Source organism: Candidatus Zixiibacteriota bacterium (genome assembly GCA_040753495.1).
In the GTDB taxonomy this organism is placed as follows: domain Bacteria; phylum Zixibacteria; class MSB-5A5; order GN15; family PGXB01; genus DYGG01.
This window is the reverse complement of the sequence record JBFMEF010000110.1, coordinates 1-12748: the sequence shown is the minus strand read 5'-3', so window position 1 is coordinate 12748 and position 12748 is coordinate 1. Positions and strand designations below refer to the sequence as shown.

The 12748-nt window shown below is 50.7% G+C and carries 12 protein-coding genes; 8 read left to right on the top strand and 4 right to left on the bottom strand.

Annotation, left to right across the window (positions count from 1 at the left end; all coding sequences use genetic code 11):
• From lysF to AB1690_07205, 3 genes are all read right to left on the bottom strand, one after another.
• Positions 1–1816: homoaconitase (lysF, locus tag AB1690_07215; GenBank protein MEW6015095.1), on the bottom strand; the 1816-nt coding region annotated here is incomplete at its 3' end.
• 130 nt (positions 1817–1946) lie between these two features.
• Positions 1947–2426 carry a DinB family protein gene (locus AB1690_07210; GenBank protein ID MEW6015094.1) on the bottom strand — a complete coding sequence of 160 codons (480 nt, stop codon included), beginning with the start codon at positions 2424–2426 and terminating at the stop codon, positions 1947–1949.
• Positions 2427–2544: 118 nt separating this feature from the next.
• A complete protein-coding gene (locus tag AB1690_07205) occupies positions 2545–3894 on the bottom strand; it encodes an MFS transporter (protein MEW6015093.1) in 1350 nt (449 codons plus the stop codon).
• 249 nt (positions 3895–4143) lie between these two features.
• Between AB1690_07205 and AB1690_07200 the strand changes: the two genes are divergently transcribed.
• The 8 genes from AB1690_07200 to phoU all read left to right on the top strand — a co-directional run bounded on the left by AB1690_07200 (position 4144) and on the right by phoU (position 12307).
• The gene (locus AB1690_07200) at positions 4144–4833 is read left to right on the top strand and encodes a response regulator transcription factor (protein ID MEW6015092.1); all 690 of its coding nucleotides are present in this window, start codon (positions 4144–4146) and stop codon (positions 4831–4833) included.
• Complete coding sequence (pnpS, locus tag AB1690_07195) at positions 4833–6605, top strand: two-component system histidine kinase PnpS (GenBank protein MEW6015091.1); 1773 nt, start codon at positions 4833–4835, stop codon at positions 6603–6605. Before AB1690_07200 ends, pnpS begins: the two co-directional genes overlap by 1 nt.
• 229 nt (positions 6606–6834) lie before the next feature.
• On the top strand, positions 6835–7902 hold the full coding sequence (locus AB1690_07190; GenBank protein ID MEW6015090.1) for a hypothetical protein: 1068 nt from the start codon (positions 6835–6837) through the stop codon (positions 7900–7902).
• A gap of 27 nt (positions 7903–7929) precedes the next feature.
• Entirely contained in the window at positions 7930–8778 is an 849-nt protein-coding gene (locus tag AB1690_07185) for a PstS family phosphate ABC transporter substrate-binding protein (GenBank protein ID MEW6015089.1), read from the top strand.
• Between the two features lie 83 nt (positions 8779–8861).
• Positions 8862–9818 (top strand): phosphate ABC transporter permease subunit PstC, encoded by a 957-nt coding sequence (pstC, locus tag AB1690_07180; GenBank protein ID MEW6015088.1) that lies wholly within the window; start codon positions 8862–8864, stop codon positions 9816–9818.
• Positions 9818–10777: a phosphate ABC transporter permease PstA gene (pstA, locus tag AB1690_07175; protein MEW6015087.1), complete on the top strand. Its 960-nt coding sequence runs from the start codon at positions 9818–9820 to the stop codon at positions 10775–10777. Before pstC ends, pstA begins: the two co-directional genes overlap by 1 nt.
• Positions 10778–10853: 76 nt before the next feature.
• Positions 10854–11597, top strand: a complete 744-nt coding sequence (gene pstB / locus AB1690_07170; protein MEW6015086.1) for a phosphate ABC transporter ATP-binding protein PstB — start codon at positions 10854–10856, stop codon at positions 11595–11597.
• Between the two features lie 17 nt (positions 11598–11614).
• Complete coding sequence (gene phoU / locus AB1690_07165) at positions 11615–12307, top strand: phosphate signaling complex protein PhoU (GenBank protein MEW6015085.1); 693 nt, start codon at positions 11615–11617, stop codon at positions 12305–12307.
• 86 nt (positions 12308–12393) lie between these two features.
• Here the strand turns inward: phoU and AB1690_07160 are convergent.
• On the bottom strand, positions 12394–12748 hold a 355-nt coding region (locus AB1690_07160), incomplete at its 5' end, for a hypothetical protein (GenBank protein MEW6015084.1).

The window sequence follows — 12748 nt, the reverse complement described above, 5'->3', positions numbered from 1 at the left end:
GCTTTGACGTCCCGAATTTCTTTTTCAAATCAAAAACCAGCTCGGGGGCTTCAATTACCAGGTAACCGTTATTTATGGCGTTCCTTTTATAGGTTTCAGAGAATGACCCGGCTATCACCAAGCTAAGCCCGCGGTATTTCAGCGCCGTCGCCGCCTGCTCGCGAGAACTTCCGGTGCCGAAATTGAATCCCCCCACCAGAATATCTCCCTCTTTTACTATCTTTCCGAATTCCGGGTCGTAATTTTCCATTACCACCGAAGCCTGCTGCCGCGGGGTGAAGTCGTCGATATAAGTATATTTCCCGGGATATATTCCATCGGTATTCAGATTATCCTGATGACAGAAAATCAACTCGCCGGTAATTGATTCCGGAAAACCATCGATAATGCGCACTTCTTGTGGAGGGGCAGCCGGTTTTTCCTTGACCGCTATTTTCCCTTCCGGCAGTTCCGGATCCCCCTCATACGGAAAATCTATCCGCCCCGATATTGCCGATGCCGCCACCACCGCCGGAGACGCCAGATATGCCTGCGCCTTCGGCGAACCCATTCTCCCTTTGAAATTCCGGTTGGTTGCCGAAATCCCTACCTCACCATCCTGAAGCAATCCTTTGCCCAATCCGATGCAGGGTCCGCATCCCGGTGGCAGCGGTATTGCCCCGGCTTCCAGAAGCGTCTGCCAGTCTCCCCGCTTTTCACTCTCCGATTGGACTTCGCTCGAGGCCGCCGATATATAAAATTCCACCGTCGCCGCCACCTTCTTGCCGCGCACAACTGCGGCCGCCTCGGCGATATCTTCCAATCGACTATTCACACAGGATACCAGATACGCCTTCTGTATCTTGATATTCTGTTTGCGGATTTCGCCGACTGCAGTCATTGTTTTGACACTGTTGGGACCAGAAACATACGGCTGCACCGTAGATAGTTCGAGACTCAGCTCTTTTGCATAGTATGCCTGTCGGTCTGCCTGAAGCGGTTCTCTTTCCAATTCGGCAATGCGCGCTTTGTTAAGGCGCGGATGAACCCCTTTACCGTCCTGGTCCGATGGCACCCCCGCCAATCCTCGTTTGGCAATATATTCCGCTCTATGCTTCAGCCATTCAATGGTAACCTCATCAATCGGGAACAATCCCACCAGCGCTCCCCATTCGGTGGTCATGTTGGCGATAGTCAAGCGCTGGTCGATATTAAGAGACTTTACCCCATCGCCGCCAAATTCGAGCGCAAAATTGAGCACTTCATCTTTGTTAAAAAGACCGCAGAGAGTAATGATGACATCCTTTCCGGTTACCCCCGGCATTAACTTTCCGGTCAGTTCCACCTTCGCCACCGGCGGCACCTGCCACCAGGTCTTGCCGGTCGCCCAGATTGCCGCCGCATCGGTCCGGACTATAGGCGTTCCCAGACAGCCCAGACCGCCGTACATATTAGAATGCGAATCTGATGCCACCGCCATTGTTCCGGGCCAGGCATATCCCTCCTCGCACATTATCTGATGTCCTATCCCGCGGCCCGCCGGATAGAAATCAAGCCCCATTTCTCTGGCAAACTGCTCAATCTTGGAATACTTCTTGAGATTTTCCTCGCTTTTATCCTGAACATTGTGGTCAAGCGTGATTACCACCTGGCGAGGATTGGCGATTCTGGTGGCGCCAATCTGTTTGAATTTTGGGATTACCGCGCCGGTGTTGTCATGCGTCATGCAATATGCCGGCCTGATGGTAAGATAATCCCCCGCCTGTACAATATGCCCCTTTTCCAGCCCGACGGCAAACCGCTGGGCTACTTTTTCTACGAGATTTTGTGGAGTCATCCTTATCGCCTGTTATTAGGTTTCTATTTTGTTGGCGATAAAGATAAGTTAAAGGATATAGCCAGGTCAATAGGCTATCTGAACGGCAGGCTCAAAACCCCGCAGTTTTCGGCATCAGGAGTGCGCCCTTTCAGCTTTCTTTCCACTCCTCGTAATTCTGCTTAATCTGACGAATATGACCGCTGACGTGATTAACATAAATAGTCAACCACCCCTCCAATGTCTCTTTGCCTCTCTCCGGATGCATATAATACTTCTCCCATTCACTCTCCGGAAGCGCCGCTATCAAATCATAGGTTGTCAGACGGAGCCATTTGAACAACTCCAGGTAATCTTCGGTACTTTTCTCATTATAGTCTAATCGCGCCGCCCACTCCTGCTGATTATATGCCATAATCTGATGCCCCGATTCTGCCAGCGCCATCCGGCAGCGCAGATAGCCGTGGGTTTCACTGTCCACCAGGTGCACTATAATCTCGTTTATTGACCACTTGTCGTCAGATGATTTGAACCACCAGGCTTCCTTTGGAATCTCCATCAAAGTATCGATAAGATCATCATAACCCCGCCCAAACTGCTCTATCATCTCTTTTCTTGTTACACCGTCCATGTTGCGCTCCGATTAGTAAAATATTCTTACAAACATTCCCTTTATACGAAAATTAAACGGAAAACGCCCCTATTCTTTTGGAAAACAGAGATCTGATTTCGCATCTGTTATTCAAATCTCAAAAATTGCTGATTCCGCGGGGCGGAACCGAAGCTTCCGTCGCCGATTGAATCCCCGACGCCACCTCTGTTATTATCCCCTTCTGCTGATAAATCGGCCGCACCAGTTTGCGCATCTCCGGAAGTTTCCTCATAAATATCAACGCCCCAAGAACAGTTATCATTCCGCCTATCGCCAACGTTAAGGGCGCGCCAATCCGTCCCGCTATCGTTCCTGCCAGAAGGCTTCCCAGGGGCGTCATTCCCATAAAAGACATCGCGTAAAGACTCATCAAGCGCGCCCGTTTATCATCATCGACAATCGTCTGAAGCACCGTATTGCTTGACGCCATATGCACCATCATCCCGAATCCGGTCGGATATAGAAGCAGCAGCGACAGAATGAAATTTTTCGACATCGAAAAAACCGCCAGAGCGCTTCCCATGATGATTGCCGCAATCGCAATCCATTTCCCCAGACCGACCACACTTTTCCGCGCCGCCAGGAATACGGCGCCGGTCAATGCCCCCAATCCGGTTGCTCCCAGCAGATACCCCAGAGTATTCGGTCCTCCGTGAAGAATATCTCTGGCAAATATCGGCATCAGCACCGTAAATGGCATCGCCATAAAATTGAGAAGAGACAAGAGTAGAAGTATCGACCGAATCGGCGCAAAACCAAAAGCGTAGGTAAATCCTTCTTTCAATCCCTCTGTCATACCGGCGTTTTTCTTGATGCTCTTGCTGTCGGAAATCCGCATTGCCATTATTGCCGCAATCACCGCTACGAAACTTAGACCATTTATCAAGAAGCAAACTCCCTCTCCAACCAGGGCAATCAGAATTCCGGCGATGGTCGGTCCAATCAAGCGTGCCCCGTTGAAAATCGATGAATTCAGCGCTATGGCGTTGCCCAGGTCTTCCCGTTTGTCAATCATCTTGACCACCAGCGATTGCCGGGTCGGTATCTCGAAACCGTTTATTACGCCCAGTATTATCGCCAGCGCGACGATATGCCAGACCTCCACCGTTTCTGTCAAAACCAGTAATGCCAGCGCCAGCGCCTGAAACATTGCCAGATACTGGGACACCAGGAGAATCTTCATTCTGTCCCAGCGGTCGGCCAGCGCGCCGGCAATGGGCGCCATGATGAAAGTGGGCATCTGCCCGGAAAATCCCACGAGCCCCAGAAGAAACGGAGAATTGGTCATCCGATAAACCAGCCACGACACGGCGACCCGCTGCATCCAGGTCCCGATTAGCGATATCCCCTGACCGATGAAAAAGAGGCGGTAGTTGCGATGCCTCAGGGCGCGCAGGATATGGCGCAAAGTTCTGCCCGAAGCAGCCGTTATCTCGCTGGCAATCATGCTCTCTTGTGCGTTCCTCGGCTTACCGGCTTCATTTAGACCTTAATATAGCACGCGATTTATCCAAATCAAGCGGTCTAAATTCAGAAGAAAGCGGGAGATTTTCCCAAATGACAAACTCCCACATGAGCCTTAGTTAAAGATAATTGTTAGTAATTTGTTAGGGGTCTTGACATTATTAAGTTGCCTCCTTTATCTCCCTCCTGTAAATTTAAACTTAACCCTTCTTCAATCAGATTTGAGGGTACTATGGCGCATGAAAATATCCTTGTCGTAGAAGATGAGGAAGATATTCTGCAGTTAATCAAATACAACCTGACCAAAGAGGGGTATCACGTTACCGGCGTCGGCACCGGTGAAGCCGCCCTGAAAACGGCGCGTCAGTCTCACCCCAAATTAATCATTCTTGACCTGATGCTTCCCGGCATCGACGGTCTGGAAGTCTGCCAGATTCTCAAACATGATGCCACCACCGCCCAGATACCGGTCATCATGGTGACCGCCAAGGGTGAGGACTCCGATATTATTACGGGACTTGAGGTTGGAGCCGATGATTATATCGTCAAACCGTTCAGCCCGCGGGTGCTGACCGCCCGCGTCCGCGCCATCTTCCGCAGGAAAGCCAAAGAGAAAACCGGTAACCTCGAATCGTTGAAAATCCATGAAATTACCATCAACCCGGGCCGACATGAAGTGCTTGTTAAAGACAAGCCGATTGACCTCACCCTCACCGAATTCCTCATTCTCCATTTCCTCGCCCGACGTCCCGGCTGGGTTTATTCCCGATATGAGATAGTCAATGGTGTTCGAGGTGAAGAAACCATCGTTACCGACCGCTCGGTCGATGTTCAAATCGTTGGCTTGCGTAAAAAGTTAGGCGCCGCCGGAAAATATATCGAAACCGTCCGGGGAGTGGGATACCGGTTCAAGGATAAGTGATGCCGCGCAAGAAAATCCTCTGGCGTCTATTTCCTTCTTATTTGATTATCACCTTTTTCATTCTGATAACCGTCGGCTGGTTGGGCCAGAATACAATCCGCAAGGCCTGGCTCGCCGAAACCCGCGAGAGCCTGCGCTCCCGTTTGGAGCTATTCGGCAGTTTTATAGCCGACCACGTCTCCGCCGGGCAGTATGCCGTCGTAGATTCTCTCTGTAAGGAGATGGGACGTCGTTCAGCCACCCGCTTCACCATGATTCTGCCTTCCGGGAAAGTAGTCGGCGACAGCCGGGAAAACCCGAGCGACATGGATAATCACTCAAACCGCCCCGAGGTGCAGGACGCGCTCACCTCCGGCGCCGGCGTCTCTATCCGATACAGCAATACCGTTTATTACACCCTTATGTATCTGGCACAACCGCTGCGCCGGAATGGCGCCAATATCGGGGTAATTCGAGCCGCCGTCTCTATCGAATCGATAAATGACGCCATCAACGGCATTAGAATCAGAATGGCTCTGGGGCTTTTAATTATTACCGTATTGGTGGCGGTGGTCAGCCTTTATTTCAGCCGACGAATCAGCCGCCCTATCGAAGAACTCCGGGATACCGCCGCCAGATTTGCCCGAGGGGAACTAAGTTCGCGGATTTATTTGAAAGATTCCGAAGAAATCGAAGCCCTGGCGCTGGCGATGAACGAAATGGCGGCTAATATCAACGAGCGGCTCAACACCATCACCCGACAGCGCAATGAGCGCGAAGCGATTCTGGCAAGCATGGTGGAAGGAGTCCTGGCGGTTGACAACGACGAAAAGATTATCAGCATGAATCAGGCGGCGGCACGACTTGTCGGGGTGGACCTTAATCGGGCGATAGGGAAGACCGTGCCGGAGATTATCCGCAACCACGACCTCAATCTGGCGGTAAAGAGCGCCCTGGCAAGTCCCCAGCCGGTCGAACGGGAAGTATATATCCCCGGCGCCTCCGAGCAGTTTCTGCAGGCGCATGGCGCTACCCTGCGTGACGCCAACGGAAATATCATTGGCGCCCTGATTGTCTTGAACGATGTCACCCGCATCAGAAAGTTGGAGACGATGCGTCGCGACTTTGTCGCCAATGTCTCCCATGAGCTGCGCACCCCCCTTACCACCATCCAGGGATTTGTGGAAACTCTTCTTGATGGCGCCCTGAAGAATCCCGAGGAAGCGGAGCGTTTTCTCAAAATTATAGAAAAACAGGTGGACCGCCTCAATGCCCTTATCGCCGACCTCCTCAGTCTTTCCCGCTTGGAAGATGAATCCCAGCGCGCATCCCTGGAATTAGAAGAGTTTGGCTTGAGAGAATTGCTTTCTGACTGCCTCCAGGCATGCGAAATTAAAGCGAAGGAAAGAAGCGTTGAGTTGTCGCTCGATTGCCCTGAAAACCTGACGGTCATGGCGAACGCGCCGCTTCTGGAACAGGCGGTCGTCAATCTGATCGATAACAGCATCAAATACTCGGAGCCGAACAGCCTGGTGGCAGTGGCGGCAAAGGAAGATTCAGCCTCCGTTCATATTTCGGTTAGCGACAAGGGCTGCGGCATCGAATCGGAGCATATCTCAAGGATTTTCGAGCGATTCTACCGCATTGATAAGGGGCGAAGCCGCGCTATGGGGGGGACCGGTCTCGGGTTGGCGATTGTCAAACATATTGTTCTGGCACATAAAGGAAAGATTAATGTCGAGAGCGCAGTAGGCAAAGGAAGCGCGTTCACTATAATTCTGCCGCGCAATTAGTTGCATTGCACAGTGGCTGTTGTCGACGACAAATCTGTTTTCCACAACGGCCTCAAACCAATAAACGATAACACCGAATGAAATAATTCAGTATTAACAGAACCCTAACATATTCCTAACAATGATTCGGTTCTCTTATTCCGCGAGAGTTATTATGGACTTTCTATCTGACTACTGGGAAGATGAATAGTCCGACAAAAATGTTAGATTAAATCAGGAAGGGAAAAAGATGTTGCGAAACGCACTCATGACAGCGCTGCTCTTGGTCACACTGCAGACAATTACTCCGCTGGCGGCAGAAACAAAACTGGAAGGGCGGGTATTCGGCAGCTGGAGCTTGAATATGACGGAAGGAGCCGACAGCTATAATAAATTCGGGCTGGACCGTTCATATATTACCGCCAAATCAAAAATCAGTGAATACACCTCGGCTGTAATTACTTTCGACTTGAAAGAGAAGAATTCTGATGTCGATAACGGTTACTACATAATTCTCAAGTACGGATATCTTGACTGGCAGCCGGAATTTGCCTCCGGCTACCTCAATGTCATACTGGGATTGCAATCTGTGAAATATATCGGATTTGCTGACAATAACGTTTGGAAACGCCGTTACATAATCAGAACCGTTGGCGACTTCAACAAATTCCGTTCCTCCGCCGACCTCGGAGCGACCTTCAATTTCAAACTGGGTGAGAAAGGAAAATGGGGCGAAGCGGCCTTGTCTGTTTTTAACGGCGCGTCCTATTCCGATGTCGTGGAGAAAAATAAGCAGAAAGATATCAATCTTTTCCTCGCCCTGAAGCCTTTTACCGACGACCCGGAATGGGGCAATAGCGCTCTTGCCGGGCAGTTTTACAGCGGCACCCAGAATATCGCTTTTGGCGACTCTCTGGAAGGGGAAGACTATGGCCGCAAGATATTCTCCATCGCCGGCTCGCTGGCGAATAGCGACCGCTTTGACCTCGGTGTGGACCTCAACTGGCAGACGCTCGGTCAGGGTCAGGGTATCGCCGACCTTTCACAGTTCGCCCACTCTTTCATAGCTTCGCTCCATCTGAGAAAATTCGTGGGGGAGAATTCCCTGCTTCGCACTCTCAATTTCTTCGGGCGATACGACGCTTTTGACTATAACACTGAAATCGACGATGATGGCCACAGCATGTACATATTCGGTATGGAGTGCGCCCCGGCTAAGAATATTAAAGCCTCACTTAATTATCGCACGATTGATTACCAGGAATCAGGGAAGAAGAGTGATGAGTTTTTAAGCCTCAATACTGATTTGAAATTCTAAGATTTTGAATATTACGCAGGAGGAAATATGAAAAGGATAGCTTTAATTGCCGGTTTGGTTCTGGCGACTTTCAGCATCGCGCTGGCCGGCAATATTACAATCAAAGGTTCCGACACCCTGGTTCGCCTCGGGCAGAAATGGGCCGAGGAATATATGAAGAAAAACCCCGGCTCCGTCATCCAGGTTTCCGGGGGCGGTTCCGGCACCGGCATTGCCGCCCTTATAAATGGTACCACCGAAATTTGCCAATCCTCTCGTCCTATGAAAGAGAAGGAATACAAATTGGCGAAGGATAAAGGTGTTACCCCGCATGAAGTAGCGGTGGCGCTGGATGGAATTGCTGTCTTCCTCCACGAGAAAAATCCGGTCGCAGAACTTACCCTGGCTCAGCTTAAAGGTATTTACACCGGAGTCATCACCAACTGGAAAGAGTTCGGCGGACCTGACCAGAAAATTATCCTCTACGGACGTGAAAATAACTCCGGCACCTATGCCTTTTTCAAAGAGCATGTTCTCAATGAAGAGGACTACGCTGACCAAACCCAGACTCTTCCCGGCACCGCCGCCGTTGTCAACGCCGTTTCCAAGGATGAATGGGGAATCGGCTACGGCGGTATCGCCTGGGCAAAAGGAGTCAAGGACTGCGCCGTAAAAAAGGACGACAGCTCGCAAGCGGTTCTGCCGACAATGGAAACAGTCTCCGGCGGTTCCTACCCGATATCTCGTGAACTCTACTGGTATTTCAATGGCGTCCCTACCGGCGAGCTCAAAGAGCTGGTAAACTGGGCCCTTTCTCCGGAAGGACAGAAAGTGGCGGAGGAAGTTGACTATATTCCGCTCCCCAAAGAAATTGCTGAAAAGAATCTGATTAAATGAATCGGACTCGACTTTGACCCTCCTCTTTTTCTGAATGTGGGTGAGGCTGTTACCTCACCCACAAAATTATTAAGTGGGAATTGATGGAAAAGTACCAATTTAAGCCGAAATCAAGACTTCGAGAGTTTATTGGCGAGAAATTCATCGCCCTGAATGCCCTCGCCGCTCTTATCGGCATCCTCCTCATATTTACTTTCATCTTCAAGGAGGCCGTGCCTATTTTCACCGACCGGGAGGTTCAGGAAGAAGCCAGTCTCTCCAAGATGTTGTACAAACAGGTCTATTATGAAGGGCGAGAACCGAAATGGTCCTGGCAGCCCAACTCCACCGTTCCCAAATATTCTCTCCTGCCGCTGTTTCTCGGGACGATAAAAGCCGCCATTGTGGCGATGCTATTTGCCGTGCCTCTGGCGGTCGGCGCCGCCATATATACTTCCGAGTTCGCCTCCCGAAGAATGCGTGAATTAATCAAGCCGGTCATTGAACTTCTGGCCGGGCTTCCTTCGGTCGTCCTCGGCTTCTTTGCTCTGGTGATACTTGCCACGGCATTGCAGAAAACATTCGGCTTCACCTACCGTCTTAACGCAATAAACGCTGGTGTCGCCCTTGGCATTGCGGTAATCCCGATAATCTTTACCGTCGCTGAAGATGCCATGAATGCTGTTCCCAAGTCTCTCCGGGATGCCGCAATTGCCCTTGGCGCCAATCCCTGGCAGGTATCTTTCACTATGGTTCTGCCGGCCGCTCTGCCCGGAATTGCCGCCGGGGTAGTCCTCGGTTTCGGAAGAGCCATAGGCGAAACGATGATTGTGCTGATGGCTTCCGGCAATGCCGCCATCATCTCCGCCGGTTTCACCGAATCAGTCAGGACCTTTTCCGCTACTATTGCGGCCGAATTGGCTGAGGTGGTCTTTGGAAGTCCGCATTATAATGTGCTCTTCTTTATCGGGACACTCTTATTTATATTCACATTTGTCATAAATCTCGGCGGGGATTTCATTCTCAGTCGCCTCAAAGAAAAATTGCAGGGGAGAAGCTAATGGCTTCCATAAGCGAAAGTGTTACCGCCGCCAGCGCCTCATTTACACCGTACAATTTTGGTCCCAAATCCAAGGGGACCATACCGCGCGGTCTCACCCTGACTGCCGTCCTTATCATTGTGCTGATTCTGGCAGTAATACTTTTCAATATCATCCTCGGCGGAATAGGCATCATCTCCTGGGATTTCTTGAGCCGCCCTCCGGAACAGGGGATGGAAGCGGGCGGTATCTTCCCGGCAATATTCGGAACCGTGGCATTGGTTTTCCTCATGGTTATTGCTGTCATCCCCTTTGGCGTTCTGACAGCCATCTATCTTCACGAATATACCCGTCCTGACTCGTTAACCACCCGTCTCATCCGGGTGGCAGTCAATAACCTCGCCGGCGTGCCGTCGATAGTCTTCGGGCTTTTTGGACTCGGCTTTTTTGTCGGCTTTATCGGCTCCGGCATCGATTCAATCTTTTATGAACCGGGGCGCCCGGTCTGGGGTCAGCCGGCAATCATCTGGGCCGCCCTGACACTCTCCATTCTCACTATGCCGGTTGTTATTGTCTCTACCGAGGAAGCGCTTCGCGCCATTCCCCGCGAGCTGAAAGAAGCCAGTTATGCTCTCGGTGCCACCAAACTTCAGACCATTGTTCGTATTATCGTACCGCAGGCAATGCCGGGGATTTTCACCGGAGCCATTCTTGGCATTAGCCGCGGAGCCGGTGAAGTGGCTCCTATCATGTTTACCGGGGCGGCATATTATCTGCCTTACCTGCCGACCCAACTGAATGACCAATTTATGGATTTAGGATATCATATTTATGTTATGGCGACTCAGTCTCCCGATGTTGAGAAAACCAAGCCGATTCTCTATGGCACCGTACTGGTGCTGCTCATCTTGACTTTTCTGTTGAATTTCGTCGCCATTTTTATCCGCTCCCGAATCAGAACGAGGCGCGTAAATGCTTGAGAAGACCGACAAAATCGTGAGGAGTAAACCTGATTCCGTGATACCGGCCGCCAAGTCACCGGAGCGTCATTACAAAATGACTGTCAGAAATCTTAATTTCTTCTACGGCAGCGCTCAGGCTCTTCATGATGTTTCCCTGAATATCGAAGAACATATGGTTACAGCCCTCATCGGTCCCTCGGGATGCGGCAAATCGACCTTCCTGCGGACTCTCAACCGTATGAACGAAACTATCCCCGGCACTCGCATGGAAGGAACGGTGCTCCTTGATGACATCGACATTTATAGAGATGTTAAGGATGTCTCCGCTATCCGCACCCGTGTAGGCATGGTCTTTCAGAAGTCAAATCCCTTTCCCAAACCGATTTTCGACAATGTCGCCTACGGTTTAAGAGTTAACGGGATTAAAGACCGCCGGGTTGTGGAGGAAGCGGTTGAAGATGCCTTGCGGCGCGCCTATCTCTGGGAAGAAGTCAAAGACAAATTGAGCCACAGCGCCTATCTTCTCTCCGGCGGGCAGCAGCAGCGTCTCTGTATCGCCCGGGCTCTGGCAGTCCGACCCGAGGTTCTCCTGATGGATGAGCCGGCCTCCGCCCTTGACCCCATTTCCACTTCTAAAATTGAAGATTTGATTGCCGAATTAAAGAATAACTATACAATTGTGATTGTTACGCATAATATGCAGCAGGCGGCGCGTATCTCCGATTTCACCGCCTTCTTCTATGAAGGATATATGGTTGAATTTGGCGAAACCAAGACCATCTTCACCAAACCGTCGCTGAAAAGAACTGAAGACTACATTACCGGCCGTTTCGGATGAGATAAGGAAGGGACGAAATGACCCGACATTTCCAGCGCGAAGTTGACCTGATTAAGAAAAAGATACTCTCTTTGAGCGCCATTGTCGAAGAAAGTGTGCATCATGCCGTCCGCGCCATAAGCGAGCGTGACCTCAAACTGGCTAATAAAGTCATCGAAAATGACGAAGAGATCGACCAGATGGAAGTCGAAGTGGAAGAGGAATGCCTCAAGACGCTGGCTCTTAATCAGCCGGTGGCGATTGACCTGCGCTTCATCATCGCCGTTCTTAAAATCAACAACGACCTCGAAAGAATCGGCGACCTGGCCGTCAATATCGCTGAGCGGGCCGCTTTCCTTGCCACCAAAGAGCGAATCGATATCCCTTTTGATTTCCGTGGAATGTCGGAAAAAGCCAAAGAAATGCTGCACAAGAGTCTTGATGCCCTGGTTAATATGGATTCCCATCTTGCCCGCGAAGTCATGCTGGCCGATGACGAAGTTGACGAGATGCACCGTAAAATGTACGCCCAAGTGCAGGAGGGGATTCTCAAAGAGCCGAACAAGTTGGACTGTCTGATAAATCTCCTGGCAGTATCGCGGCAGTTGGAGCGCATTGCCGACCACGCCACCAATATTGCCGAAGATGTTGTCTATACTATTGACGGCGAAATTGTCCGCCATGGCAAAATTGATTTCTATGCGTCAAAAAACGGGAAATCGCCGCAGTAGGGCACACGATATTCAGGTTAACTGCTTTTTTCTTGACAGCGCTAATCATTTTCAGGCGCATCTTTGGAATCCGATAAGCGAACGGATTACTCCAGATATATCCGCTGAAAGTTTTGGAAGCGAGTATTGAGTTCCTTGGTCAATTGCTCGAATTTCGTGATTTCTCCACCGTCAAGCGCCCGGCGCATTCGAACCGATAAAGTGTCAAAATAGACCAACTCTTTGGGGACCATGCCTGACAGATCTCTATCCCTCAAGTCCGCAGGGGCATCCACCGGAGATATCAGTCGAATCTTCTCTGTTATGCTTTCACAGGCTTTCGCGCGTTCGTTCACATCCTTCACCACCGGCAATGCGGCTGTAAATCGGGAGACTTCTGTCAGAGCCCGGTCAAAAGCCGGATAGGGTAGAGGCAGCAGGAAAACCGCCGTTGATTCGAAA

Excerpts from the sequence above, each read along its gene's own strand:
- pstB (MEW6015086.1), top strand. The coding sequence starts at position 10,854 with ATGACTGTCAGAAATCTTAATTTCTTCTACGGCAGCGCTCAGGCTCTT.
- AB1690_07210 (MEW6015094.1), bottom strand. The coding sequence starts at position 2,426 with ATGGACGGTGTAACAAGAAAAGAGATGATAGAGCAGTTTGGGCGGGGT.
- pstA (MEW6015087.1), top strand. The coding sequence starts at position 9,818 with ATGGCTTCCATAAGCGAAAGTGTTACCGCCGCCAGCGCCTCATTTACA.
- phoU (MEW6015085.1), top strand. The coding sequence starts at position 11,615 with ATGACCCGACATTTCCAGCGCGAAGTTGACCTGATTAAGAAAAAGATA.
- pstC (MEW6015088.1), top strand. The coding sequence starts at position 8,862 with ATGGAAAAGTACCAATTTAAGCCGAAATCAAGACTTCGAGAGTTTATT.
- AB1690_07190 (MEW6015090.1), top strand. The coding sequence starts at position 6,835 with ATGTTGCGAAACGCACTCATGACAGCGCTGCTCTTGGTCACACTGCAG.
- AB1690_07200 (MEW6015092.1), top strand. The coding sequence starts at position 4,144 with ATGGCGCATGAAAATATCCTTGTCGTAGAAGATGAGGAAGATATTCTG.
- pnpS (MEW6015091.1), top strand. The coding sequence starts at position 4,833 with ATGCCGCGCAAGAAAATCCTCTGGCGTCTATTTCCTTCTTATTTGATT.
- AB1690_07185 (MEW6015089.1), top strand. The coding sequence starts at position 7,930 with ATGAAAAGGATAGCTTTAATTGCCGGTTTGGTTCTGGCGACTTTCAGC.
- AB1690_07205 (MEW6015093.1), bottom strand. The coding sequence starts at position 3,894 with ATGATTGCCAGCGAGATAACGGCTGCTTCGGGCAGAACTTTGCGCCAT.